The sequence below is a fragment of the Acetobacter sp. P1H12_c genome, from assembly GCF_018811975.1.
GTDB classification, from domain to species: domain Bacteria; phylum Pseudomonadota; class Alphaproteobacteria; order Acetobacterales; family Acetobacteraceae; genus Acetobacter; species Acetobacter persici.
On sequence record NZ_JACRVR010000003.1, the window covers coordinates 1 to 24,471 of the forward strand.

The 24,471-nt window shown below is 59.5% G+C and carries 22 protein-coding genes; 13 read left to right on the plus strand and 9 right to left on the minus strand.

Translation table 11 applies throughout. The features are described 5' to 3' along the window. The first annotated feature begins 437 nt into the window (after positions 1-437). Genes KP699_RS03555 through spt form a run of 4 tightly spaced genes read left to right on the plus strand, consistent with a single transcriptional unit; the run spans position 438 to position 4,833 of the window. Positions 438-1,568, plus strand: a complete 1,131-nt coding sequence (locus tag KP699_RS03555) for a sensor domain-containing protein (RefSeq protein WP_215761655.1) — start codon at positions 438-440, stop codon at positions 1,566-1,568. Beyond that, the gene (locus KP699_RS03560; protein WP_025826964.1) at positions 1,568-3,343 is read left to right on the plus strand and encodes a fatty acyl-AMP ligase; all 1,776 of its coding nucleotides are present in this window, start codon (positions 1,568-1,570) and stop codon (positions 3,341-3,343) included. The genes KP699_RS03555 and KP699_RS03560 overlap by 1 nt, the downstream gene beginning before the upstream one ends. A gap of 23 nt (positions 3,344-3,366) precedes the next feature. Continuing rightward, entirely contained in the window at positions 3,367-3,618 is a 252-nt protein-coding gene (locus tag KP699_RS03565; protein WP_025826965.1) for an acyl carrier protein, read from the plus strand. 6 nt (positions 3,619-3,624) lie between these two features. Next, positions 3,625-4,833 carry a serine palmitoyltransferase gene (gene spt, locus KP699_RS03570; protein WP_215761656.1) on the plus strand — a complete coding sequence of 403 codons (1,209 nt, stop codon included), beginning with the start codon at positions 3,625-3,627 and terminating at the stop codon, positions 4,831-4,833. Here spt and KP699_RS03575 read toward each other — a convergent pair. Together KP699_RS03575 and KP699_RS03580 are read right to left on the minus strand one after the other, a co-directional pair. Then, on the minus strand, positions 4,830-5,816 hold the full coding sequence (locus KP699_RS03575; RefSeq protein WP_252346774.1) for a hypothetical protein: 987 nt from the start codon (positions 5,814-5,816) through the stop codon (positions 4,830-4,832). The genes spt and KP699_RS03575 overlap by 4 nt on opposite strands. 1 nt (position 5,817) lies before the next feature. Further along, the gene (locus KP699_RS03580; RefSeq protein WP_215761657.1) at positions 5,818-6,798 is read right to left on the minus strand and encodes a diacylglycerol kinase family protein; all 981 of its coding nucleotides are present in this window, start codon (positions 6,796-6,798) and stop codon (positions 5,818-5,820) included. A gap of 129 nt (positions 6,799-6,927) precedes the next feature. On the opposite strand from KP699_RS03580, the gene KP699_RS03585 reads away from it, so the two are divergent. Genes KP699_RS03585 through KP699_RS03610 form a run of 6 tightly spaced genes read left to right on the plus strand, consistent with a single transcriptional unit; the run spans position 6,928 to position 12,809 of the window. After that, positions 6,928-7,827, plus strand: a complete 900-nt coding sequence (locus tag KP699_RS03585) for a metallophosphoesterase (protein ID WP_252346775.1) — start codon at positions 6,928-6,930, stop codon at positions 7,825-7,827. After that, a complete protein-coding gene (locus KP699_RS03590; protein WP_025826973.1) occupies positions 7,824-9,041 on the plus strand; it encodes an LptF/LptG family permease in 1,218 nt (405 codons plus the stop codon). Before KP699_RS03585 ends, KP699_RS03590 begins: the two co-directional genes overlap by 4 nt. After that, a complete protein-coding gene (locus tag KP699_RS03595; protein WP_215761658.1) occupies positions 9,038-10,132 on the plus strand; it encodes an LptF/LptG family permease in 1,095 nt (364 codons plus the stop codon). Before KP699_RS03590 ends, KP699_RS03595 begins: the two co-directional genes overlap by 4 nt. Beyond that, positions 10,129-10,932 (plus strand): sterol desaturase family protein, encoded by an 804-nt coding sequence (locus tag KP699_RS03600; RefSeq protein WP_025826977.1) that lies wholly within the window; start codon positions 10,129-10,131, stop codon positions 10,930-10,932. The genes KP699_RS03595 and KP699_RS03600 overlap by 4 nt, the downstream gene beginning before the upstream one ends. Further along, positions 10,929-11,717, plus strand: a complete 789-nt coding sequence (locus KP699_RS03605) for a nucleotidyltransferase family protein (protein WP_215761659.1) — start codon at positions 10,929-10,931, stop codon at positions 11,715-11,717. The genes KP699_RS03600 and KP699_RS03605 overlap by 4 nt, the downstream gene beginning before the upstream one ends. A 6-nt stretch (positions 11,718-11,723) precedes the next feature. After that, positions 11,724-12,809, plus strand: a complete 1,086-nt coding sequence (locus KP699_RS03610; RefSeq protein ID WP_215761660.1) for a glycosyltransferase family 4 protein — start codon at positions 11,724-11,726, stop codon at positions 12,807-12,809. A 54-nt stretch (positions 12,810-12,863) separates the two neighbouring features. Here the strand turns inward: KP699_RS03610 and KP699_RS03615 are convergent, their stop codons facing one another. Then, positions 12,864-13,535: an HAD family hydrolase gene (locus KP699_RS03615; RefSeq protein WP_215761661.1), complete on the minus strand. Its 672-nt coding sequence runs from the start codon at positions 13,533-13,535 to the stop codon at positions 12,864-12,866. A gap of 110 nt (positions 13,536-13,645) precedes the next feature. On the opposite strand from KP699_RS03615, the gene glmU reads away from it, so the two are divergent. Both glmU and glmS read left to right on the plus strand, forming a co-directional pair. After that, positions 13,646-14,992, plus strand: coding sequence for a bifunctional UDP-N-acetylglucosamine diphosphorylase/glucosamine-1-phosphate N-acetyltransferase GlmU (gene glmU / locus KP699_RS03620; protein ID WP_215761662.1), 1,347 nt, complete (start codon positions 13,646-13,648; stop codon positions 14,990-14,992). Then, positions 14,992-16,815, plus strand: a complete 1,824-nt coding sequence (glmS, locus tag KP699_RS03625; protein WP_077931469.1) for a glutamine--fructose-6-phosphate transaminase (isomerizing) — start codon at positions 14,992-14,994, stop codon at positions 16,813-16,815. The genes glmU and glmS overlap by 1 nt, the downstream gene beginning before the upstream one ends. Positions 16,816-16,944: 129 nt before the next feature. Here glmS and KP699_RS03630 read toward each other — a convergent pair whose 3' ends face one another. Together KP699_RS03630 and KP699_RS03635 are read right to left on the minus strand one after the other, a co-directional pair. Beyond that, positions 16,945-17,781 carry a DUF3108 domain-containing protein gene (locus KP699_RS03630; protein WP_215761663.1) on the minus strand — a complete coding sequence of 279 codons (837 nt, stop codon included), beginning with the start codon at positions 17,779-17,781 and terminating at the stop codon, positions 16,945-16,947. Between the two features lie 21 nt (positions 17,782-17,802). Beyond that, positions 17,803-18,600 (minus strand): IclR family transcriptional regulator, encoded by a 798-nt coding sequence (locus KP699_RS03635; protein WP_025826985.1) that lies wholly within the window; start codon positions 18,598-18,600, stop codon positions 17,803-17,805. A gap of 278 nt (positions 18,601-18,878) precedes the next feature. Between KP699_RS03635 and KP699_RS03640 the strand changes: the two genes are divergently transcribed. Then, positions 18,879-19,364 (plus strand): glutathione peroxidase, encoded by a 486-nt coding sequence (locus KP699_RS03640; protein WP_308164831.1) that lies wholly within the window; start codon positions 18,879-18,881, stop codon positions 19,362-19,364. A gap of 47 nt (positions 19,365-19,411) precedes the next feature. Here the strand turns inward: KP699_RS03640 and KP699_RS03645 are convergent, their stop codons facing one another. From KP699_RS03645 to KP699_RS03660, 4 genes are all read right to left on the minus strand, one after another. Then, positions 19,412-20,095 (minus strand): ABC transporter ATP-binding protein, encoded by a 684-nt coding sequence (locus KP699_RS03645; protein ID WP_215761665.1) that lies wholly within the window; start codon positions 20,093-20,095, stop codon positions 19,412-19,414. Further along, positions 20,088-21,335 (minus strand): lipoprotein-releasing ABC transporter permease subunit, encoded by a 1,248-nt coding sequence (locus KP699_RS03650; protein ID WP_215761746.1) that lies wholly within the window; start codon positions 21,333-21,335, stop codon positions 20,088-20,090. The genes KP699_RS03645 and KP699_RS03650 overlap by 8 nt, the downstream gene beginning before the upstream one ends. A 2-nt stretch (positions 21,336-21,337) precedes the next feature. Further along, a complete protein-coding gene (gene proS / locus KP699_RS03655) occupies positions 21,338-22,654 on the minus strand; it encodes a proline--tRNA ligase (protein WP_215761666.1) in 1,317 nt (438 codons plus the stop codon). Between the two features lie 167 nt (positions 22,655-22,821). Continuing rightward, the gene (locus KP699_RS03660) at positions 22,822-24,468 is read right to left on the minus strand and encodes a ribonuclease J (protein WP_025826991.1); all 1,647 of its coding nucleotides are present in this window, start codon (positions 24,466-24,468) and stop codon (positions 22,822-22,824) included. Between the last annotated feature and the right edge of the window lie 3 nt (positions 24,469-24,471).

Genomic DNA, 24,471 nt, shown 5'->3' on the forward strand with positions numbered 1-24,471 from the left:
CCCCAGTTCCCCGCCAGTTCTCAATGCGTTAGCGGCATAACTGCTGTTGCCTGAGTAAGCTGATGGACCTGCTCCACCCCTCCGACATCCGCAAAAGGTCGGCTCAGATGACAGCAATCATACTTTGAGCACCTGAGATGCTGAGCCTTGCCACCCTCAGCCACACAAACCCACCACCCTGCCCCTTGCATATGAGGCGCATATTAGATGAGGCCGTTTGAGGGTCTCGCGCACGCTGATCTCCGCGCTTGTGTGATCACGAAAAACCTGTGATGGCGGCTCAGCCCCGCTCCGGGCGGCCTTGACTATATTGAGGCTGCCACGATTTGTGCATGTGAGCAGGTTATCCTGCCGCATAGAAACAGGCTGATGAGGCACCCGATGATGCAAGCAGACACGGCGGATCATGCCTCAACTCAAGAGGTGTTATTCTACTGATGCGCGTTCTTTTCCCTTACATCGCACAGCCGCACCAAACCTTGCATTCTCTGCCGATTGCAATGGAAATTGCCAGCAGACACCCTGAGGCAGAAGTCCACATTGCCTGCGCCACACAGGCACATCTGGATTATGCGCAGTCCCTCGCCTCCTACTATCCGGAATCGCGCGCCAGCTTCGAGCTTCTGCACCTCCCGAACCTGATCCGGGAGCGCGTTGAACGGCACGGGCACACCGTTTTTTCCCGCTTTGCGAGCCTTTTCTTCAACAAGAAATATTTCTCTACGTTTCAGGGCATCGTCGTCCCGGAGCGTACCTCACTCTATTTAAGGAAGCTTGGCGTCCGTCATCCCCGCCTGATCTGGACCCGCCACGGGGCGGGTGACCGGGCCATTGGCTTTGCGCGGGATGTCAAAAACTTTGACTACGTTCTGATGGCGGGCAAGAAGGTTGAGCAACGCCTTCTGGCTCAGGGCGCCATCCGGCCCGGCCATTATCATACGGGTGTCTACGCAAAGTTCGACATGGTGCGCCGGATGCGCAGCACGAGCTCACGCCTCTTTAATAACAACCGGCCGACCATTCTTTATAACCCGCATTTTAATGCCCGCCTTTCGTCCTGGCCCAATATGGGTCTGAATATCCTAAGTCATTTTGCCAATCAGGATCGCTACAACCTGATCTTTGCCCCCCATTACCGGCTGTTCGATAACCGGCGGACTGAGGCTGCTCAGCTAAAGCGTGCTTTTGGCGGCCACCCCCACATGATTGTCGATACTGGCAGCACCCGCAGCATTGATATGACCTATACCTCTGCTGCGGACCTCTATCTGGGCGACGCCAGTTCCCAGATTGCAGAATTTTTAATCCACCCTCGTCCGTGTGTTTTCCTGAACGCACATGACGTTGCCTGGCAAGGGGATGAGAACTATCGGTTCTGGACTTTAGGCCCTGTTCTGAACCAGCTTGAGACGTTCTCGGAAGACATTGATGCCGCATTTTCTTCACATCATGCTTTCGTAAATCTCCAAAAAGACTATATACGCGACACGTTCGATCTCACGGGAGACGAACCAACCGCGCCGGTAGGGGCCGACGCAATTGTTGATTTTCTTCGAATGGCCAGCTGATGAACGTTTTAAATCCTGCATCTTCACCTTCTAACGAAGAGGCTCTGCAACCGGTTCCCACCGGTTCTGGTCAGCAGCGCCGTTATGGCGATTTTGCAACATTCCCCGAAGCGCTGGACTATGCGGCACAGGGTGAGGCTGGCTTTAATATCTATTCCGGCAAAGGCGTTCTGCTGGAAGCCCTGCCGTATCGCAAACTGCGTGAGCAGGCGATTGAAACCGGGCTGCGCCTTCTTGGAATGGGCCTGCAGCCGGGCGATCGCGTAGCGATTGTCGCGGAAAGCGATGGTGACTTTGCCCGTATCTTCTTTGGCTGCCAGTATGCTGGTCTGGTTGCAGCCCCCCTGCCCCTGCCCGTCGCCTTTGCCGGGAAAGAGACTTATCTGACCACGCTGCGCGGTATGATTACCAGCGCAGGGGCCAGCGCGGTGATTATTCCGCAGATTATTGAAGGCTGGACGGACGATATCGTCAGCGGCATGGGACTGGCTTTTGCTGGCTCCCCCACTGAACTGATGGAACGCCCGGTGCCGGATATGGTTCTGCCAACCATTCATCCGGAAGCTTTGTCCTACCTTCAGTTCTCGTCCGGCAGCACCCGCTCCCCGATGGGTGTGTGCGTCAGCCAGCGTTCTGGCATGGCAAATGTGGCCGCCATCGCGCATGATGGCCTGTGCGTGCATGAAACCGGCGACCGCTGCGTCTCCTGGCTCCCACTTTATCATGACATGGGACTGGTCGGGTTCTTCCTGACACCCATGACCTGCCAGTTAACGGTTGATCTGCTCCCGACCCGTGAATTTGCCCGCAGGCCCCATGTCTGGCTGGACCTGATCAGCCGCAACCGCGGGACAATCGCTTACAGCCCGTCTTTCGGATACGAACTCTGCGCACGCCGCCCCGCCTCCGCCGAACTGGACCTGTCCTGCTGGCGTGTCGCCGGGATTGGCGGCGATATGATCCGCCCGCATATCCTCAAAGAATTTTCTGAGCGGTTTGAAGCTGTTGGCTTTAACCCCAAAGCCTTTGTCGCCAGTTACGGCATGGCGGAAGCCACTCTGGCCATCAGCTTTGTGCCGCTTGATACTGGTATTGAAACCGATACGATTGATCTCCCGGCGCTGGAAAGCGAAGGGGTGGCGCGTGCGGCAACTGATCCTTCCACCCCCACCAGAACCTTTGTTGTCTGCGGCAGAGTTCTGCCCGGGCATGAGATGGAAGTGCGTGACCCGGAAGGACGTGTTCTGGAAGACCGCCAGACCGGTACGATTTTTGTCCGTGGCCCGAGCCTGATGAATGGCTACTTCCGCAAGCCCGCCGATACGGCACAGGTGCTGGATCAGGATGGCTGGCTGAACACAGGTGACCTTGGTTACATGCTGAATGGTCAGATTGTGGTCACAGGCCGTGCCAAAGATCTGATTATCATCAATGGCCGGAATATCTGGCCGCAGGATCTGGAATGGTCGGCCGAAAGCCATATCCCGACCCTGCGCAGCCGCGATGTTGCCGTGTTCTCCATGGAAAAAGGAGACCATGAGGAAATTGTGGCGCTTATCCAGTGCCGCGCAACGTCCCCGGAAGCGCGTGAAGCCCTGCAGGCCGAAGCCACCAGCCTGTTCCGGCGCCTGCATGGCGTGGATGTTTCCGTGGTTCTTGTGCCGCCGCATGCCCTGCCGCAAACCTCATCCGGTAAACTGACACGCGCCAAAGCCCGCAAGATGTTCCAGACCGGCATGTTTGAACCGCAACCTGAAGCAGCTTCTGCCTGCTAAGGCGGGAAATTAAGGATTTTAAAATGAGCGAAACTGTTGAAAGCGTTTCTGCGCTGATCATCCAGAAACTTCTCGCCAATCCGAAAGTGCCGCGCGACATCGACGGTAACTGCAAGATCATGGACGATCTGGCTTTTGATTCTCTGGCTGTCATGAATTTTGTCATGGAAGTGGAAGACAGCATGGATGTGTCCGTGCCGCTCGACAAGCTGGCTGATATCCGGACCATTAACGACCTTGCCGCCTGCGTGGTTGATCTGAAAAACAAAGGCTGAGCGCGCATGACGTCTCTTTTTTCAAAATTTGACGGCACGGCCGGAGCCCTTGGGTCTCTGCTAGAAGCAGGCGGACGCAACCCGTTTTCTGTCGTCATTGAAAAGCCGGTTTCTTCCACGGTTGGCATTATCGAAGGCCGTGAGACCCTGCTTTTTGGCACGAACAACTATCTGGGGCTAAGCCAGTCCCCACGCGCCATCAAGGCTGCGCAGGACGCCGCCGCGACCTGTGGTGTCGGCACAACCGGCTCCCGCATTGCCAACGGCACGCAGTCCCTCCACCGGCAGCTTGAACGTCGCATTGCCGATTATTTTGGCCGCCGTGACGCCATGGTTTTCTCCACCGGGTATCAGGCCAATCTGGGCATGATCTCCACGCTGGCCGGCAAGGACGACTATCTGATTCTGGACGCAGACAGCCACGCCAGCATTTATGATGGCAGCCGCCTGAGCCCCGCGCAGGTTATCCGCTTCCGGCATAATGATGCGGATGATCTCTATAAACGCCTGAAGCGTCTGGACGGTACGCCGGGTGCCAAGCTGATTGTTGTGGAAGGTATTTATTCCATGACCGGCAACGTCCCGCCGATTGCCGAGATGGTCGCCGTCAAGCGTGAAACCGGAGCCTATCTGCTGGTGGATGAAGCCCACTCCTTCGGGGTGATGGGCGAACGCGGTCTGGGCATTGCAGAACAGGCCGGGGTGGAAGCGGATGTGGACTTTATTGTCGGCACCTTCTCCAAGAGCCTCGGCACGGTTGGCGGATATTGCGTCTCCGATCATCCGGAACTGGAACTGGTCCGGCTGAACTGCCGCCCGTATATGTTCACCGCATCCCTGCCGCCGGAAGTCATTGCCGCGACCATGGCAGCGCTTGAAGATATGGCTGAACACCCGGAACTGCGCACGCAGCTGAAGGACAACGCGGCACGGCTACATGCCGGGTTCCACGGACTTGGCCTGAATGCCAGCAAGCAGGTCAGCCCGGTGATTGCCGTCACGCTGGAAGAAATCGGGCAGGCCATTGTTATGTGGAACCGCCTGCTGGACCTTGGGGTTTACGTCAATCTCAGCCTGCCGCCTGCTACACCAGACTCTCGCCCGCTGCTGCGCTGCTCTGTCATGGCAACACACACGGCTGAGCAGATTGATAAAGCAATTGAGATCTTTAAGCAGGCCGCTCTGGACGCCAAAGCACTTCCGGCAGCCGCCTAAGGGCGTTTAAACGCCCCCTTGCGCCACAACCGCCAGAGCAAGGGCGGCGCGGCCAGCAGGGGGTGCTTTTCTGCAAAGGGTGTCAGCGGCACCCTGATCCCGCTATGTCGCTCGATTTTCCACGCGGCATAGCGGGCACCGCCTGTAAAGGTATAAGCCGCCTTGATCAGCCGCAGGATGTTGAGCGGACGCCCCATTCTGCGCCGCACCTGCCACGCCTGCTCTTCCCGGAATTTCTGGGCGGAAGAGAGACGCGGCCGGACTTCCCCCCCGTCCGTTTCGTAACCCAGTCCCGCAGCCTGCCAGCACGGCAGCAGCAGATCCCTATATCGTTCCTGATAGCTGGCGACGATCCCGGCACCGCGCCCCGCCTTTTCTACCCGAAGCTCTGTCTGATAAGTCTGGCGATAAAGCGCATTCCAGAAATCCTCACGCTGCCCTTTTTCCGGCCCGAGAAAGGCTGTCCAGCGGGCGGCGGTCACGGTGGCGCGCATGACGCAGCGGCGTAATGTCTGGGCCGCAGCGGCGTCCCGTTGCCAGACCAGCCGCACAGGCTGAGAAAAACGGGCCCAGACCGTTGTGTCCATAGCGCTGAAGCCGGTCAGTCTGCGGAACTGGGCAAGGGACAGAATGGCAACCTTGGCGCGTAAAGGCCGTCCCTTAACAGTCAGTTCATGATATTCGACATTGGGGGGCAAAAGCGCATTCGCGAGGCAGGCCAGCCGCCCGCGTGGCCAGTCAGACTGTTTTTTAACAATCACATAAAAATCGAGCAGCGTATCATCCTGTATGCCGCCCCGCAGACCGGAGCCGTAGAACAGCACGCCGAGCGGCTCGGCCGTGCCGACCATCTGCTCCACAAAATCCAGAACGGCGGGGCTGACGCGCGTTGTCAGCTCACGCAGGATCTGTTCATCGAGGAACCGGACTGCGCTGGCCTGCTGGCCGGACAGAGGTTCTTCAGGACGCTGCTGCTTGGCCATTTTATGCCTGTAGGAAAGAGAGAATCGGTCCTGCGGAAATTTCCAGACTATGTGCGGGGCCTGTTTCCAGAACCTCACCATCCAGCACAAAGGATTGCTCTGTGTTCAGCACAAGACGCTGCACCGACCCACTGACGTAAGACGGATCGGCCCTCAGCCATGCCGGGCTACGCCCGCGCAGCAGACTCCAGAGTGCGCGCAGCAGCTTCTGGGGGTTGGCCGCGACGTCCAGATAACTGATGCCTTCATCCGCCAGCCCTTCCGCTCTCCAGAAAGGCCAGAGCCCGTGCGGCAGGCATTGCAAGCCGGTGCACAGAAACAGGAAGCGGTTGTGAGCCTCTGCGTCCCCTCCGTTTAGACTTAACCCAACGGGGGTGCCGTCCAGCCAGCTCTGCCGCAGACGGGGGGTGATAATCTGCCGCAGCGTTTCCGCCAGCGTGATGAATACGGCGGTATCATGCGCATAATTTTTAAGAATGGCAGGCGAGTGGGCAATTTCTATGCCGCGCGTAAAAGCGCCAAGGCCGCCGAAAAAACCCAGAACCGCGGCACGGTCCTGCCCCGGCCATGAGACAACCAGCGGCTGACGCTGCTTGACGTCTGACACCAGACGACCGGACTGAGCCCTGTCCTGAAGCCGTTGCAGGGCTTCCTCCCCCCGCAGGCCAAACCCCACATCCGCGGCAATCAGATTCGTATTGCCGGACGGCAGCACCGCAATCATGGGTAATCTGTCTTTAGGGTAAGACGATGCGTAGAGCGCACTCAGCACATTGCCGACCGTGCCATCCCCTCCGTCAATCACCAGACACCCCACGTTCTGCCGCGCCAGATCTTCTATGACGTCATGCAGTGCGTCCTGAGAGTCCGGGGAAAAGAAGAGCGGCCCCAGAATGCGCCGGGCGCAGTCCAGATAACGACCATCCGCCTTGAGATTGCGTCTGCTGCGGGAATTGTGAATCAAGGCAAAACGATCAGGCACTCGGAAACTCTTGCTTTTGCAGATACGGTGCCAGCGCTTTTGCCCCGGCTTATGGCGGTGGTATAATTAGAGTCAGCACACTTGTCACATACTGTCCTGTCAGGCCCCCTGCGCCGGAGACTTTCTTCCTTGCCCTCTTTTCAGATTGCGCACCTGTCCGACCCCCATCTGCCACTGGCGGAATACCCGGCTCTGGATGAAATTCGCTTCAAACGTCTCCTCAGCCTTCTGTCCTGGACATTAAAACGCCGCCATCTGCACAAGGCCGCCCCTCTGGCACGGGTGATGGACGATATCCGGCGGTTTCAACCGGAACTGGTCGCTCTGACGGGGGATCTCACCAATCTTGGTCTGCGTTCGGAATTCCGGCGCGCCCGGCAATGGATGCAAGAGCAGGCACTCCCCCCCACCCTGCTGGTGCCCGGCAACCATGATGCCCTGATCCGCCAGAACGCGGCCGGAAAAGCGGCTTTGTGGACAGACTGGCTTAAAACCGGGACGTCATTCCCGTCCCTGCTGGTCAAAGACCATATTGCCCTGATCGGGGTGAACTCCGCCGTCCCTACACGCCCATTTTTTGCGTCCGGCAAAGTCGGGGCTGCGCAGGCTGAACGGCTCCATGCGGTCCTTCTTAAGGCAGGGCAGGACGGATTGTGCCGCGTCGTACTGATTCATCACCCCCCGGTGGCCAATCTGGTCAGCCGCCGGAAGGGGCTGGACGATATGGACCTGTTGCAGTCTGTTCTGCGCGATGCAGGCGCCGAACTGGTGCTGCATGGACACTCGCACCGCGCGACTCTCGCCTGCATTCCGCACACGGAAATTCCGGTTGTCGGCACGACCTCCGCCTCGCATAGTGCGGGCAGCCCGGACACCGCAGCCGGATGGAACGCCATTGCCGTCCATCCGCAGGCCGGGCACTGGGCAATTACCGTTCTGCGGCGGGAACTTGGAACGGATGGCATCATGCGGGATGGCCCCACGCACACGTTCACACCCCATCGCCTTTCCGCATCAATCCGGCTATGACACCTTCCATGCCGAACACGCCCCTGTTGCGCCGACTGCAAGCGTTCTTCACTCCAGGCACTCTGGACCGCTATCTGATTGCGCAGGTTATCCCGCCCTTTATGGTCGCCCTGTCCGTCGTGATGGCGGCTTTGCTGCTTGAGCGCCTGCTGGTGCTGTTCAACCTGCTGGCCGCGGGCAATAACCATCTGGGCGTTTTTGTTGAACTGCTGACAACACTCCTGCCGCATTATCTGGGGCTGGCCATTCCGGCGGCCCTCTGCGTGGGCGTGTTTTCCATCATCCGGCGCATGAGCCAGAATGAGGAAATTGATGCCATCACCAGCAGCGGCATTTCTCTGACACGCATCACGCGGCCCTACATTCTGCTGGGCGCTGCGCTGAGTCTCGTGACCTTTCTGCTATACGGCTTTGTGCAGCCCCATGCGCGCTATGACTTCCGGGCGACATTTTATATGGCCAGCCACACCGGCTGGGCCCCCCGGCTGCAATCCAACATGTTTGCCAGCCCGTCCTCTACCCTGACCATTGTGGCGGACAAGGTGACGCAGGGCGGCTCCGATCTGCATGGCGTGTTTATCCGGGATACCTCGGACAATCAGGAACGCGACATTACCGCCCGCCACGGCCATATCCGGCTGGCGTCAGACAGTTCCGCCGTGGAAATTGCGCTGGAGAACGGCACAATCCTGACCGACACCGGCAAAGGCGTGCCCACCCTGACCACCTTTGAGCACGCCACACGGCTGCTGACCCGCGCCAACCACATCACCCCCTTCCGTGAGCGTGGTGAGGACGAGCGGGAACTGACCTCCCCTGAACTTGTCAGCAGACTGCTGCATCAGGACCCGTCGATCTCCCGCCCGCATATGCGCTCGGAAGTGCATTTCCGGCTGGCCCGCAGCCTCACCATTCCATTTATTCCGGCTCTTGCCGCCGCCCTTGCCATTATGCGCAAGCGGCAGCGTAGCAGCGCTGGTCTTGTGCTGGCTTTTATCATCATGGTCGGGTTCGATCACATGCTCCAGTTCGGGCACAGTATGGTCGCCACCAAAAAAGCCTCTCTGCTGATTATCTGGGGGCCAGCCCTCATTTTTGTCGCGATGAGTTCTTTGCTGCTGCTGCACAAGTCCGGCACATTCCAGACACTTAAAGCCCAGTGGATGAGCAAAAAACGCGCCAGACTGGCCGACAGTCAGAAGGCCGCGCCGTGAAAACAAAATCACACGCCCCGACCCATGTTCTGCTGCGCTATCTCTCTGGCGTGCTGTTCAACCGTGTCCTGTTCAGCTGCGCCATTCTGGTCGGGCTGATGGAAATTCTGGCTCTGCTTGAACAGACGACCCCCATCCTGCAGCGGCATCTGGGTATTTCGGGTATCCTGACCTATGCGGGGATGCGGCTGCCCTTCCTGATGGCAGGTGCTTTGCCGCTCAGCGTGCTGATTGGCGCGCTTGTCATGCTCTCCCAGATGACCCTTGCCAGCGAGATGGCCATTCTTCAGGCCTCGGGCCTTTCCATGTGGGGCCTGTACAAGCGGCTTCTGCCAGCCACGCTGCTGATTGGTGTGATGGGCGTGATGCTGGATGATCAGGTCACCCCCCGGTCAGAACAGGCTCTGGCGGCGTGGTGGAACCGGACGGACCCGCACCCGGAAAACGGTCATGCCTTCTGGTTCCATGAAGGCGGGCGCATTGGCCATGTAAAGTATGTTGCGGATGGCGGGAACATGCTCTCGGGGCTTGATCTCTATACCCACACCCCAGATGGCATGCTGCAGGAAGCCCTGCATGCGGACCGCGCGGATTATACCCATGCGCATGGCTGGCAGTTGCGCACCATCCGCCGTGTTCAGGTTGATGGGGATAAGACCGCCAGACTCCCGGTGGAGGACGATACCTCATGGCAGACCACGCTGCATCCGTGGGACTTTATCCGTCTTTCGGCTGAAAACCCGCCTCTGTCCTCCGGCACCATTATCGGCATGCTGCGCGGGCGGCTGCCGTCCGATTCCAGTCCCGGCTTCCTTCAGGCTGGCCTGCTGGAACGCTTCCTGCGCCCGGCCGCCATGATGGTATTGTTGTTGCTTGCCATGCCGGTAATCTATATTCCACCCCGGACAGGCACACGAAGCTGGGTCCCGGTCTGGTGTCTCGGGGCTGGCCTGCTGTTTATTATCGCGCAAGGGCTGTTACGGGCCATGGGCAACGCCGGACTTCTGCCCCCACCTGTTGCGACCATCCCTGGGTTGATTATTTTCACTCTGGGGGCAGTCACCGCGCTCCTGAGGAACGAAGCAAAATGAGCGGCACTCTGAATAACGCGACCATCCGCACGGGCCGGAGTTTTGATCTTGGCAAGATGAACCTCCGCCAGTTGTGGATCGCTTATCTGACCTACCCGACCATTCTGTTATATTTCGCACTGGTTATTGCCAGCGTTGCGGCGGCAACCTGGTTTTTTGCCGGGTGGGGGCCGACGCTGGTTTCCATTCTGGCCGTCATACTGGTGTATCCGCTGGCGTGGTACCTGCTGCATCGCTACGTGCTGCACGGGCGCGTTCTCTACAAAATGAAATGGACGGCCTCGCTGTGGAAGCGCATCCATTTTGACCACCATCAGGACCCGCATCTGCTGGACGTTCTGTTTGGTGCGCCCGTCACCACCCTGCCGACCATTGCCGTCATCACCATACCCATCGGGTATCTGATTGGCGGCTGGGGCGCTGCGGCCACGGCTTTTGGCACCGGGGTAGCCATCACCTGCATTTATGAATTCTTCCACTGCATCCAGCATCTGAACTACAAGCCGCGCTCCGCATGGATCCAGCGTATGAAGGCGCGCCATGTTCTGCACCACTTCCATGATGAAGACGGTAATTTCGGCATTACCAGCTTTGTGGTGGACCGCGTGTTTGGCAGCTACTATCTGGACGCCAAAGCGCGCCCGCGCAGCCCGACGGTGTTCAATCTCGGTTATGATGTCAAAGAAGCGCAGCGTTTTCCGTGGGTGATGGATCTGACAGGCTCTCCCCCGCGGGACCGGCCCGACGGTGCCCGCCCGGAAGCCAAACTGATGCGCGATACGTCCCAGCACGCTGCATGACAACGGCACACGGGCCTCTGTCCGCCCTTATTCTGGCAGGCACGCGCCCCGGTGCGCCGGACCCCATGGCGCAGGCCGCCGGTGTTTCCCACAAAGCCATTCTGCCCGTAGGCGGCACGCCGATGATCCTGCGGGTGATCTCGGCACTTCAGGCCACACCGGGGATCGGGCGGATTGTTGTCTGCATTGATAACCCGGCTGTGCTGGCCGGGATAATCCCGCCCGATATTGATATTCTCCCCGCAAGCCCGCACGGCCCCAGCGCCAGTGTGCTGGCGGGTCTGACACAGATGGGCACCCCCCTGCTTGTCACCACGGCGGACAATGCCCTGCTCCGCCCTGCATGGATCAGCGAATTTCTGGACAAATGCGGCCCTGATACGGATGTCGCGGCGGCCGTAGCGCCTGAAGCTGCCGTGCTGCGGGATGTGCCCGGCACGCGCCGCACCTTCATCCGGCTGGCCGATATGGCGTTTTCCGGGTGCAATCTGTTCCTCTTCCACACACCCGCGTCCTTAGCGGTTGCGGAACTCTGGCAGCATGTTGAAAAAAACCGCAAACATCCGTTGCGGATAGCCTGGCTCCTTGGCCCCGGCGTTTTGCTGCGCGCCCTGTGCAAAAAACTCACACGCGCGGCCCTGTGCAACCGCATTGGTGCGCTAACGGGCACAACGGCTGAACTGATTCCGCTTTCAGACGGTCGGGCCGCCGTAGACGTTGATAAACCGGCTGATCTGGACCTGACGGAAAAGCTGATTGCCGCGGACGCCAGAGCGAACCCCTGATCTGCCATGCGCATTGCTTACCTTATCAATTCGACCGAAGGCGGCGGGGCCGCCTTCCCTGTGCCTGCCATTACCCGCGTGCTGCGCAACGCAGGGCATGAGGTTGCTGTTTTTGCGCTGACCCGGCGGGATGGCAGAGCCATCAAACCCATGCAGGATGCCGGGCTGGAGGTGCGGGTGCGCGAAGGGGGCCGAAAGGACCATCTGGCGGCCCTGCTCTGGCTGAAACGCCAGATGGACCTCTGGCAGCCCACGCATTTATGGACATCTCTGACCCGGGCGACTCTGCTGGGGCAGATCATCGGGCAGATGCGGGGCATCCCGGTCGCAAGCTGGCAACATTCTGCACGGCTGCGCCCCCCTAACGGCACCTTGCTCCGGCTGAGGCGCAACGCCTCCTACCTCTGGGTCGGGGATTCGCAGTACGTGACGGATATCACCCGGCAGCAACTCCACATCCCGGCGGACCGCCTGATGTGCTGGCCAATTTTTCATGCCCGCGCCGATGGTCCTCAGGCCCGCCCATGGCAACAGGGAGAGCCTGTGCGTCTTGGCTCTCTGGGCCGCCTGCATCCCGTAAAAGGCTTTGATACGCTCTGCCTTGCGCTGGCCCGCCTCCGGCAGGCCGGACGCATTCCCCCTTTCCATCTGACACTGGCAGGCGAAGGGGAAGAACGCCCGGCGCTGGAAGCCCTTATCCGGCAGCACGGGTTGCAGAACCACGTCTCCCTGCCCGGCTTTTGTGACCAGACCGGGCCGTTTCTGGCACAACAACATCTCTACCTTCAGCCCTCCCACTGGGAAGGATTCTGCATGGCGGCGCATGAGGCCATGCAGGCAGGCCTCCCTGTGATTGCCTCTGCCGTCGGGGAACTCACCCATTCCATCCAGAACGGCGTTACCGGCTGGACCGTCCCTCCAAAAGACCCGGATGCGCTGGCAACAGCCCTCGCAATCGCCCTGGCTCAGCCCGAGCGGCTGGCGGACATGGGTCAGGCCGGACGAACCTATGTGCTGACCCATTTTAGTGAGGAAGCTTTTATCCATGCCGGGGAAGCTGTCCTGAGCCGATTTGCCGCGCTGACAGCCTGACGGACTGACACACCCGGCGGCCCTGCATAGACGGCAGGCGCGTCCGGCAGCCTTTTACCCCAGCAAAGCCATAACCTTTCCGGGCACTTCCGCCATACCCACGGCACTTGCATCGGCTTCACGGGTAAAAGCAGGGTCACCATACCCCCACGCAGCAAACAGAGAGCGGACGTTGCTGCCCCGCGCCGCGAGCAGATCGGGCATCATGTCTCCAATCATGACGGTAGAGGCGGGCTGCCCTCCGGCCAGCGCGATTGTCCCCAGCAGATGCGCCGGGTCAGGCTTTCTCGCTGGAAAACTATCCCCGGCACCAATGCTGGCAAACAGCGGAGTCAGATTGAAGGCGTCAAGAATATGCCGGGCAGCCGCTTCCGGCTTGTTTGTACAAACCGCAAGCGTCCAGCCATGTTTCCGTAATGTCTCCAGCGCCTCCTCCGTGCCGGGAAACAGACGGGAAAGCCGTGTTGCGCGGGGCGTGTAAAGGCTGAGAAACTGGCTCACGGTCTGTTCGGCGTTCAGTCCGGCGCGTCCATCTGGATCCGTGAGACGAATCAGGCTCTCCACCAGTGCGTACACGCCATTGCCAATCATGCCGCGCACCGCAGCATCCGAAACCGGAGGCAGACCATGAGAGGCGAGGATTTCCCGCACACAGTCGGCAATATCCGGCAGGGAGTCCAGCAAGGTGCCGTCCATATCAAACACGGCCAGTCCTGACTGCGTCATACGCTCTTATCCTTCTGTAAATTTTCGAAAAGTTTTATGATACACCCATAACATTATTCCCCGGCCAGACGTTTGACACCTGCCTGAGCTTGGCTTACCGCAAAGGGATCATGACGTCTCCTTCCGCATCCCGTCCCGCCACTGCCGTCCTGCTTGCTGCCGGACTTGGCACCCGTATGAAATCCTCCCGCCCAAAGGCCATGCAGCGTCTGGCAGGCAGGCCCATGCTGGCCCACCTGATTGCCAGTGCATCAGAGGTTTTTGACCGGCTGGTCGTCGTCATCGGCCCGGAAATGGGCGATGTGGCGGAACTCGCCGCACCCTACCCGGTTGTGATCCAGCATGAACGGCTGGGCACGGCACATGCCGCGTTGCAGGCAGAAGCCTATTTTGGCGATGGGGATGTGGCTGTGCTGTATGCGGATAACCCCCTGATTTCCTCTGAAACCCTCACACGCCTGCTGGAAGCGCGCCATGCACCGGAAGTCGGGCTGGCCCTGCTGGCCATGCGCCCGGCAGAACCGGGCCGTTATGGCCGGGTGATTGCGCAGGACGGCCTTGTAGAGCGGATTGTGGAATGGGCAGACGCCACGCCAGAAGAACGGGCTGTAGATCTGTGCAACGCCGGAGTGCTGTGCGCGGACGCCGCAACCTTCCGCCGCTGGCTGCACAGTGTGAAAAATGACAACGCCAAGGGTGAATTCTACCTGACAGATGTAGTGGATTGCGCTGTGGCCGATGGCGTGCGCGTCCATGCTGTGGAAGCGGCTGAAGATGAACTGCGCGGCATCAATTCCCGCATGGAACTGGCCGAGGCGGAAGCCGCTCTGCAAGCGCGCCTGCGCCAGAAGGCCATGGAAAACGGTGTGACGCTGGTTGCGCCGGAGACGGTGTTCTTCTGTGCCGACACAACACTCGCACCTGACGTTCTGGTAGAGCCGCATGTTGTCTTTGGTCCGGGTGTGACGGTGGAAAGCGGTGCAGAAATCCGGTCCTTCAGCCATCTGGAAGGCTGCACCGTGCAGGAAGACGCCATTATTGGCCCGTATGCCCGCCTGCGTGCCGGCACCAGCATCGGGACCGGAGCCCGCGTCGGCAATTTTGTGGAAGTGAAAAACACCACGCTGGGTGACGGCGCAAAAGCCAACCATCTGACCTATCTGGGAGATGCGTCCATCGGCGCGCGTTCCAACATTGGCGCAGGGACCATCACCTGCAATTACGATGGCTTCTTCAAACACAAAACAACCATTGGGGACCGCGTTTTTGTAGGCTCCAACGCCATTCTGGTTGCCCCCGTCAGCATCGGCACCAATGCGCTGGTGGCGGCTGGCAGCGTGATTACCAAAGACGTGCCGGAGGACGCCATGGCCTTTGGCCGCCCCCGGCAGGAGAACAAGCCTGAACTGGGCAGACGCTTCAAGGAAACCCTGAAGGCCAGAAAGGAAAACGGCTGATGTGTGGCATATGCGGCGTTGTCGGCCTGCGACACGCAACCCCGATTGTGTTTGAAGGTCTGCGCCGGCTGGAATATCGGGGCTATGACTCCGCGGGGATCGCAACGTTGGTGGATGGACGGGTTGAACGCCGCCGGGCAGCGGGTAAGCTGGATAATCTGGGCCGCCTGCTGGAAGACAATCCGCTGGCAGGTACTACCGGCATCGGCCACACGCGCTGGGCTACGCACGGCGCGCCCACAGCCTGCAACGCGCATCCGCATGGCACGGAACGCGTTGCCATTGTGCATAATGGCATTATCGAAAATTTTGAAACACTACGGCGTGAGCTTGAAGCCGTCGGGCAGGTTTTCCAGACGGAAACGGACAGCGAAACCATTGCCCTGATGGTGGATTTTTATCTCACGCAGGGTTACGCGCCGAGGGAAGCAGCCCTTAACACGTTAAAACGCCTTGAAGGCGCTTACGCCGTGGCCATGATTTTTGCAGGCCATGAAGGCCTCATGATTGGGGCGTGCCATAGTGCCCCGCTGGCTGTCGGTTATGGCGACGGGGAAATGTTCCTGGGTTCTGACTCCCTTGCCCTCGCCCCGCTGACCCGCCGCATCACCTACATGGAAGACGGAGATTGCGTGGTGATCACCCCGGCCGGGGCTGAGTTCATCACCTTTGATGGCACGCCCGTCACCCGCAAGGAGCAGACGACGGCACTGGCCGCAGGCTCCATCGGGAAAGATGGCTACCGCCATTATATGGAAAAAGAGCTGCACGAGCATCCGCTGGTGATCGGCCAGACGCTCCAGCGCATGGTGGACCCGGCCAGCCGCCGTGTCATGCTGCCAGAAATGCCGTTTGATCTGGCCTCCGTGCCCCGTGCCGTCATTACCGCCTGTGGTTCAGCGTTTTATGCGGGCATGATTGGCCGCTACTGGCTAGAAGATATTGCCCGCCTGCCGGTGGATATCGATGTCGCCAGCGAGATGCGCTACCGCAACCCGCCGCTGACGGCAGGTTCCCTCGGCCTGCTGATCTCCCAGTCCGGTGAGACAGCGGATACGCTGGCCGCTCTACGCAGCCTGCGGGAAAAAGCCGTCCATATTCTCTCTGTGCTCAATGTGGAGCACAGCACCATGGCGCGTGAGAGCGATGTTGTGCTGGGCACTGTGGCCGGGCCGGAAATATCCGTAGCCTCCACCAAAGCCTTTACAGCCCAGCTTACCGTTCTGGCTTGTCTGAGCATTGCGGCGGCACGGGCCCGTGGCACGCTGGATGAAGCCGGGGAAGACGCTCTGGTTTCCGCCCTGCTGGATCTGCCAAGCCGTGCCGCGGAAGTGTTCACGCAAGGCCCTGCAATCCGCCGCATGGCGCAGATTGTCGTGGAAGCGCGGGACGTGCTCTATCTGGGGCGCGGCAGCATGTTCCCCGTTGCGATGGAAGGGGCTCTGAAGCTCAAGGAAATCACCTATATCCATGCGGAAGCCTACGCAGCTGGCGAGATGAAGCACGGGCCGATTTCCCTTATTGACCGCACTGTGCCGATTGTTGCCAGCGCTCCCTACACGCCGCTATTTGATAAAACGCTCTCCAACCTCCAGGAGGCGAAAGCACGCGGCGGTCGTCTGCTGGTCTTTACCGATACAAAAGGCGCAGACCGTGTTTCCGCTATTGCGGAAGAAATGGTCGTGCTGCCTCATGTGCATGATTTTGTAGCCCCCATCCTGCAAACCATTCCGGTGCAGATGCTGGCCTATGAGGTTGCCGTGCTGAAAGGCACGGATGTGGACCAGCCACGGAACCTCGCAAAGTCCGTCACGGTCGAATAATACCCACGTCGAGAGCCAGTCCCCGGTTCCAGTGTCCGGGGCTGGCGGCAGAATTTTACGTCTGAAAAGCGTGCTGTGCGTAATACGCTGAGAATCCTCTCAGCATGCACGCCGCACGCTTTTTTCCGTTTAAGTCGTCTGCTGAGGCGGACCATCCAGAATGATGGTGATGCGGCCCATTTTCGGGTGATCAATTTCCACCCGGACAGCCACAAAGCCCGCGTCTCCCACCTTTTCAAACCAGGCCCGGCCCGGCTGAGGGTTCCGGAGCTTGCTGTTCTCGCTATTGAACTTGAAGCCTTCTGTCTGCTGCGCCACAAAATCACACCGCAGCGCATCATCCCCCCATTCCAGCGGTCCGCCTGAGGGAATCCGCTGTAACCCTCCGGAATGCATGGAGAGCGTGCTCAGGCGCATCCCATCGAATACCTTGGCCTTCCCGTCACAACTCTGGGTCGTACGGACCTGATGCAGCAGATCCATCAGCACAGCGAGGGTATCAATCGCCCCTTTTTTATCTGCATCCGGCACAGACTCGCGGTCTGTCTCCGCAGGGTCGAGTGTTGTGACTTCGGGCATCTGGTCCCGATATGTCAGAGAGACATGCCGATTCCTGCCGCGGGACCAGCCCACACTATCATAGGCTGAGGGCTCGACGGCCTCCCCGTTAAAATGCCCCTGCGCGCTGGTCTGCAAATTGGTCTTCATGAACAGGCCGAAAAATCCGCCTGTTTTGATATGCGCCGCAACACCATACTGCGTCTCACTCAGGCGATAGGATGCCTGAATATCCATCACCTTAAAGCCGTGCGCATAGACACGATACTGCACTTGAGTCTGTGGCAGAACGCCTTCAGCCCGGGCCGCAGGTCCTGAGCCTCCGGCCAGCAGAAAACCGGCACACAGGCCCGGCACAAGAGACCTGAGAAAAGCGGTCCCACCGGACAGCAGACGTGAATGCTGCATAATATTCCTTTTCAAACGAGATCAGACAGAATCGGCGTGTGCAGCACGATACCCCAGCCTGCGGGAAAGTGCCTGTGCCAGCGCCAGAGCCATATGCCCAAGCTGGCTGACCTCATAGCGCCCCAACTCCGTCTGCGGCAGGCTGAGCCCGACCCCGGCCACCATGCGCCCGGAATGGTCCTTCACCCCGGCCCCGAAGCACCACAGGCCATCATGCACCTGTTCATCATCCACCGCGTAGCCACGCTCTCTGATTTCCGCAATTTCACGCACCAGCGTCGTGACGGACCGAATCCCGTTAGGGGTCAGAGGTTCGGGCCATGTGGAGGCCGGATGCAGGGTCAGCCATTCACGGAACGCATTATCATCCATCTCGGCCAGCATGGCATTTCCTGTGGCCGTAAAAATGGCAGGCAGACGCATCCCGACGCGGAAAGACGCCCCGAGCACCGTCGCGCTGTTGCGGCAGGCCATATAGACCACATCCGTATCTTCCAGCACCGTCAGCGTGACCGTGAAGGCCGCAAGGTCTGAAGCACTTTCCAGAGTCTGGTAGAATTCCGTCACCAGATCCCGCTGTTCCGTCACCCCGCCGCCCCAGTCCAGCAGGCGTGCGCCCAGCCGGTACCCTTGTGTGACCGTCTTTTCCAGCAACCCCAACTCGACCATCACCGCGACCAGCCCGTGCACGGTGCTGCGCGGCAGGTCGAGCTGACGCGCGATATCCGCGGCAAGCGGGGGCCGCTCCGTGCTTTTCACCAGATCCAGAATACGCACGGCGCGGCGCAGGGCGGGCACGGAGTCATGAGGCTTGGACATGTCGTTTCTTATTTTCCTTGTTGACAAAGAGGGCCCTTACCCTCATATTCCAAATACGGGATCGAGTTCAATATAATGAACAATAAAAATCAGAACTCGATCCTCTGACAGAGACTATTCTGGTGGAAGCCTGACAAGAACCCGGAACAGGGCAGCAGGCTTCCCCCCGGACCAGACCTTACAGACCCATCTCCCCTTCGCACTCGCACCGCCTTCTGTCTTACGCTACACAGGTTTGCAACGCGCCCTGTTCGCACATGAGAGATGAGTGTCTGACCGTGACCACAATCTATGATTTTACACTCCCTGCCCTTGAAGGCGGCGACATCAATCTGGCGGACTACCGTGGCCGCCCCGTCCTGATTGTCAACACAGCGTCCAAGTGCGGTTTCACCCCGCAATATGAAGGCCTGCAAGCCCTGTGGTACCAGTTCCGTAGCATGGGTCTGGTCGTGATCGGCATCCCCAGCAACAATTTTGGGGCACAGGAACCCGGAACATCCTCGGAAATCGCCTCTTTCTGCCACCGCAATTATGGTGTCAGCTTCCCTATGGCAGCGCGCTCTGTGGTGAAAGGTCCGCAGACTATTCCCCTGTTCCGGTGGCTGGACAAGGAATGTGGTTTTCTGGCCCGTCCGCGCTGGAATTTCTATAAATATCTGACAAACCGGACCGGCGCGCCCGTAGCGTGGTTTTCCAGCGTGACCGCGCCAACCTCTGCCCGCGTGACCAAAGCGATTGAGCGCGTGATCCTGAATCCCTGATCAGGCACGCTCCCTCTCTAATTTCGGGCTGACATTCCTGACGGTATTTACCTCGGGACGATCAGCCCATCCCGCAATGTCACCACGCGGTCCATGCGGCTCAGCAGTTCTTCATTATGGGTCGCGACCAGAGCAGCAAGCCCCTGCCCGCGCACGGCCGACATCAATTCTGAGAAGACGGCATCGGCTGTCCGCACGTCCAGATTGCCAGTCGGTTCATCCGCCAGCAGCACAGCCGGATTGTTGGCCAGTGCGCGCGCTATGGCCACCCGCTGTTGCTCCCCGCCGGAAAGTTTACCCGGCAGGTGAGACACCCGATGCCCCAGCCCAAACAGTCCCAGCAGCTTTTCAGCTTTCTGGCGGGCATCCGCCTTCCGCACGCCTGCAATCATCTGCGGGAGCATCACGTTTTCACGCGCTGTAAACTCGGCCAGAAGATGATGAAACTGATAGACAAAGCCAATCTGGTCACGCCGCAGCACGGTCCGGCCGACTTCTGGCAAGCCATCCGTGCGCTGACCGCAGATTTCAATCTCACCTTCATCGGGCGTATCCAGCAGGCCAGCCAGATGCAGCAGCGTGGATTTGCCTGTACCAGAGGGCGCAACGAGGGCCACAATCTCCCCTGCATGCAGGGTGAAGTCCACGCCCTGCAAAACAGGCAGAACGCCGTCTTCCCCGCTCCGGTAGGTCTTCTTTACGCCACGCAGGCTGAGGGCGACATTACTCATGGCGCAATGCCTCCACAGGATCAGTTTTTGCCGCACGCCATGACGGATATAGCGTTGCCAGCAGGGAGAGGCTCAGAGCAATCAGAATCACTTCACCAACCTGCCCCCAGACCAGCTTGGCCGGAAGATGTTCAAGGTAATACACTTCCGGGTTGAAGAGATTGGTCCCGGTCAGCTTCTGCAAGGCCTGACGGATACGCTCGATATTCTTGCAGAAGACCACTCCCAGCAGAGTACCGGCCACGGTGCCCGTAACGCCGACTGACGCCCCGCACATCAGGAAGATGCGCATAATGGCCCCGCGGCTGGCCCCGATGGTACGTAGCACGGCAATATCGCCCGTCTTGTCCTTCACCATCATGATCAGGGAGGAAATGACGTTAAAGGCAGCCACAAGGATGATCAGAGTCAGGATCAGGAACATCACATTCTGTTCCACCTGCACCGCACCAAACAGGGCATTATTGGCGTTGGTCCAGTCCAGCACACGCAGGCCCGGTTCCCCGACGGCATTCACAATCCGCATCGTCACCGGGCGGATGTTCTGCTCGTCCTTCGCCATGACCTGAATCTGCGTGACCTTGTCCGGCATCTGGAAATAGATCTGCGCCGCATGCATCGGCAGGAAAACGTAGCTGGAATTATAGTCGTTCACGCCCGCATCAAAAATGGCGACAACCCGGTACGCCCGTACACGGGGCACGGTGCCAAAGGCCGTTGCGGCCCCATTCGGTGAGACCAGCGTGAGACGGGAGCCAATAGACAGCCCGGCGCGGTCTGCAAGCGTTACGCCAATAGCAATCGAATCATCACTGCCGAAATCATCCAGTGTGCCCGCAACCAGAGAGGAACTGACACCTTTCAGGTCCAGCAGCCCCTGCCGGGTCATGCCATGCACCACCCCGCCGGAACTGTAAGACCCGGCGCTGAGCAGCACCTGCCCTTCAATAAGCGGGGTCGCGCTGATTACACCGGGCACCTTACGCACGCGCTCGGCCACATCCTCATAGTGAGAAATCGTGCGGCCCGCGCCGTAAATGCTCAGATCACCATTCAGCCCAAGGATGCGGCCCATCAGGTCAGCCTGAAACCCGTTCATCACCGCCATGACGATGATGAGCGTGGCCACCCCGAGGGCAATCCCCACAAGCGAGAAAATGGCAATAACGGAAACAAAGCGTTCTCCGCGCCGTGCCCGAAGGTAGCGGCCTGCCACGGCCCGCTCGAAGGGACCAAACATCATCAGTCTGCCAGAACCAGAGCCAGAGCGTCTTCCACGCTCACATCCTTGCGCTCACCTGTCACGCGACGCTTGAGTTCCACGCGGCCTTCCTTGGCGCTGCGCGGCCCCACCACGATCTGCCAGGGGTGCCCCATCAGATCCGCATCCGCGAATTTCGCACCGGCGCGATCCGTCCGGTCGTCATACAGAAAGGCTTCGCTGTTGGTGTTGTAGATCCGCTCACACAGCGCATCACAGGTTTCATCACCCACTTTCAGGTTGATGATCACAGCGCGGAACGGTGCTACGGCATCTGGCCAGATAATCCCGGCTTCATCATGACTGGCTTCGATAATGGCACCTGCCAGACGGGAGACACCAATACCGTAGGACCCCATTTCCGGGTAGACAGGCGTGCCCTCCGGGCCGCTGACGGTCACATCCATGGACTGGGTATATTTGGTGCCGAAGTGGAAAATATGGCCCACTTCAACGCCGCGCCCTTCCCGCCGCCGATCTTCCGGCACGGCATCCCATGCAGCGGTATCGTGCATTTCATCGGTTGCTGCGTAAGGCGTGGTGACGCGGCTGTAGAAGGCTTCCAGCGCCTTCGGGTCTTCCACATTGACGGGTTCATCCAGCCAGTCCTGCTCCTCAAGAGCGGCATCATAAAACACGCCGCTTTCCCCCGTGGGGGCGAGAATCAGGAATTCGTGGCTCAGTTCCCCGCCAATCGGGCCGGTATCGGCGCGCATCGGCACGGCCCGCACGCCCAGACGCTGGAACGTGCGCAAATAGGCCAGCAGCATCCGGCGGTAGGTCGCAACGGCAGAGTCATAGTCTAGATCAAAGCTGTAGGCGTCTTTCATCAGGAATTCACGCCCGCGCATCACGCCAAAACGCGGACGCACTTCATCACGGAATTTCCACTGAATATGGTACAGCACCTGCGGGAGGTCCTTGTAGGACTTCACTGCCTGCCCGAACAGGTCGGTAATCATTTCCTCATTGGTCGGCCCGTACAGCAGTTCCCGCTTATGGCGGTCCTGAATACGCAGCATTTCCGGGCCATAGGCATCATAGCGGCCAGACCGCTTCCACAGATCAGCGGACTGAAGGGTGGGCATCAGCACTTCCTGCGCACCAATACGATCCTGCTCTTCCCGCACGATCTGGCTGATATTACGCAGCACCTTCAGGCCAGCAGGCAGCCATGCGTAAATGCCGGACGCCGTCTGCCGGATAAGACCAGCCCGCAGCATAAGGCGATGCGAGACGATCTGCGCCTCTGCCGGGTTTTCCTTAAGCGTGGGAAGAAAACTACGCGAAAGACGCATGATGCACTCAGCCTTGTCTGGCAGGTGAGACCACGGGCGGCCTCACTCTGAAATTTTAGTCTGTTATCTGCTCTAAAACAGTGCGGCGACAAAGAAAACCCGCATCATGCGGGCCTCCTTTAAGCCGCCGGATCGACCCTGCCCGAAGCAGGGGATGGTTCTGCGCCTCAGACGCGCAGAACGTGAACATCCACCAGCGGACGCTTCTGCAATTTACGGCCCAGTGCGCGGCGCAGGGCGGTTTTGGCCGCATCGCGGAAGGACTGGTCATCATTCCGCAGTTCATCCGGAATGACGTCAATCGCGTTCGCGAACTCTTCGCGTACGCGCACACTTTCCAGATCATCCGGGTCCAGCAGACCGGGGGCGCTGACTTTGGGCTCACCAATCACGAAGCCTTCATCATCCACCGCGAAGCTGGCAATCACCACGCCGTTGAACAGCATCTTGCGTCGGGCGGCCAGAACGCCACCGTTCATGGGCAGCAGACGACCAGCATCCAGAGCCAGACGGCCGCTGGGCGCTGTATCAACCACTTCCACCTTACCCGGAGCAAGGCGCAGAATATCGCCATCTTCCAGCAGGATCGGCGCGATATCCTTTTCCTGAGCCAGAGCCGCATGGGCTGTCAGGTGGCGCCATTCACCATGCACAGGCACGGCATATTTCGGCCGGACCAGATCATACATGGTGCGGACATCATCCCCGGTGGCGTGACCGGACACGTGCACAAAAGCGTCTTTATCCGTAATCACGCGCACACCGCGGCGGGACAGGTTATCCTGCACGGCCATAATGGCGCGTTCATTCCCCGGAATCATACGGCTGGAATAAATTACCGTATCGCCCTCACCGAGGGAGACATTCGGGTGCATATCCAGAGAGATACGGGACAGAGCGGAGCGTGGCTCACCCTGACTTCCGGTGATGATCATGACAATCTGATCATCCGGCACGTCATTCACGTCCTGTTCCGTCAGGAACGGCAGCACACCGGACAGATAGCCGCACTCACGCGCAGCCACATCCAGATTGCGCAGGGAACGGCCAACCAGAACCACAGTACGGCCCGCAGCCTGTGCGGCCATGGCAATGGTTTCCACACGCGCCACGTTAGAGGCAAAGCAGGTGACCGCAATGCGCCCTTTCAGCCCGCTGATCAGGTCCGTCATGCTGCGACGCACTTCCGCTTCCGAGCGGGAGGGGCCGGAACTCATGACGTTGGTGCTGTCACACACCAGCGCCAGAACGCCTTCATCCCCCACTTCCTTCAGACGTTTGACGTCTGTCGGCGGGCCAACCAGCGGGTCCGGGTCCAGCTTCCAGTCACCCGTATGCACAATCACACCATCGGGCGTACGCAGCACAACAGCCTGCGCTTCCGGCACGGAGTGGGTCACGGGGATGAATTCCAGATCAAACGGCCCGACCTTGAAGTCCCCACCGCACGGAATCACGTGGATAGGCACCTGCTGGAGCAGACGCGCTTCACCCAGCTTGCGGCGCAGCACCGCCCCGGCAAAGGGTGTCACATACACAGGGCACTGCAACAGCGGCCAGACATGGGCCACAGCGCCAATATGGTCTTCATGCGCATGGGTGATCACGAGCCCTGCGAGCTTATCCTTACGCTCGGCAATAAAGGTCGGGTCCGGCACCAGAATTTCGGCTTCCGGCGTATCGTTCCCGCTAAAGCCAATACCGCAATCTATCGCCAGCCAGGTTTCCCCAAGGCGATAGAGATTCAGATTCATGCCGATCTCGCCCGTTCCGCCCAGGGGCAGAAAGACGAGATCGCCGTTCTGTTCTGTCATAAG

Excerpts from the sequence above, each read along its gene's own strand:
- KP699_RS03555 (WP_215761655.1), top strand. The coding sequence starts at position 438 with ATGCGCGTTCTTTTCCCTTACATCGCACAGCCGCACCAAACCTTGCAT.
- KP699_RS03560 (WP_025826964.1), top strand. The coding sequence starts at position 1,568 with ATGAACGTTTTAAATCCTGCATCTTCACCTTCTAACGAAGAGGCTCTG.
- KP699_RS03565 (WP_025826965.1), top strand. The coding sequence starts at position 3,367 with ATGAGCGAAACTGTTGAAAGCGTTTCTGCGCTGATCATCCAGAAACTT.
- spt (WP_215761656.1), top strand. The coding sequence starts at position 3,625 with ATGACGTCTCTTTTTTCAAAATTTGACGGCACGGCCGGAGCCCTTGGG.
- KP699_RS03575 (WP_252346774.1), bottom strand. The coding sequence starts at position 5,816 with ATGGCCAAGCAGCAGCGTCCTGAAGAACCTCTGTCCGGCCAGCAGGCC.
- KP699_RS03590 (WP_025826973.1), top strand. The coding sequence starts at position 7,824 with ATGACACCTTCCATGCCGAACACGCCCCTGTTGCGCCGACTGCAAGCG.
- KP699_RS03600 (WP_025826977.1), top strand. The coding sequence starts at position 10,129 with ATGAGCGGCACTCTGAATAACGCGACCATCCGCACGGGCCGGAGTTTT.
- KP699_RS03605 (WP_215761659.1), top strand. The coding sequence starts at position 10,929 with ATGACAACGGCACACGGGCCTCTGTCCGCCCTTATTCTGGCAGGCACG.
- KP699_RS03610 (WP_215761660.1), top strand. The coding sequence starts at position 11,724 with ATGCGCATTGCTTACCTTATCAATTCGACCGAAGGCGGCGGGGCCGCC.
- KP699_RS03615 (WP_215761661.1), bottom strand. The coding sequence starts at position 13,535 with ATGACGCAGTCAGGACTGGCCGTGTTTGATATGGACGGCACCTTGCTG.
- glmU (WP_215761662.1), top strand. The coding sequence starts at position 13,646 with ATGACGTCTCCTTCCGCATCCCGTCCCGCCACTGCCGTCCTGCTTGCT.
- glmS (WP_077931469.1), top strand. The coding sequence starts at position 14,992 with ATGTGTGGCATATGCGGCGTTGTCGGCCTGCGACACGCAACCCCGATT.
- KP699_RS03630 (WP_215761663.1), bottom strand. The coding sequence starts at position 17,781 with ATGCAGCATTCACGTCTGCTGTCCGGTGGGACCGCTTTTCTCAGGTCT.
- KP699_RS03635 (WP_025826985.1), bottom strand. The coding sequence starts at position 18,600 with ATGTCCAAGCCTCATGACTCCGTGCCCGCCCTGCGCCGCGCCGTGCGT.
- KP699_RS03645 (WP_215761665.1), bottom strand. The coding sequence starts at position 20,095 with ATGAGTAATGTCGCCCTCAGCCTGCGTGGCGTAAAGAAGACCTACCGG.
- KP699_RS03650 (WP_215761746.1), bottom strand. The coding sequence starts at position 21,335 with ATGTTTGGTCCCTTCGAGCGGGCCGTGGCAGGCCGCTACCTTCGGGCA.
- proS (WP_215761666.1), bottom strand. The coding sequence starts at position 22,654 with ATGCGTCTTTCGCGTAGTTTTCTTCCCACGCTTAAGGAAAACCCGGCA.
- KP699_RS03660 (WP_025826991.1), bottom strand. The coding sequence starts at position 24,468 with ATGACAGAACAGAACGGCGATCTCGTCTTTCTGCCCCTGGGCGGAACG.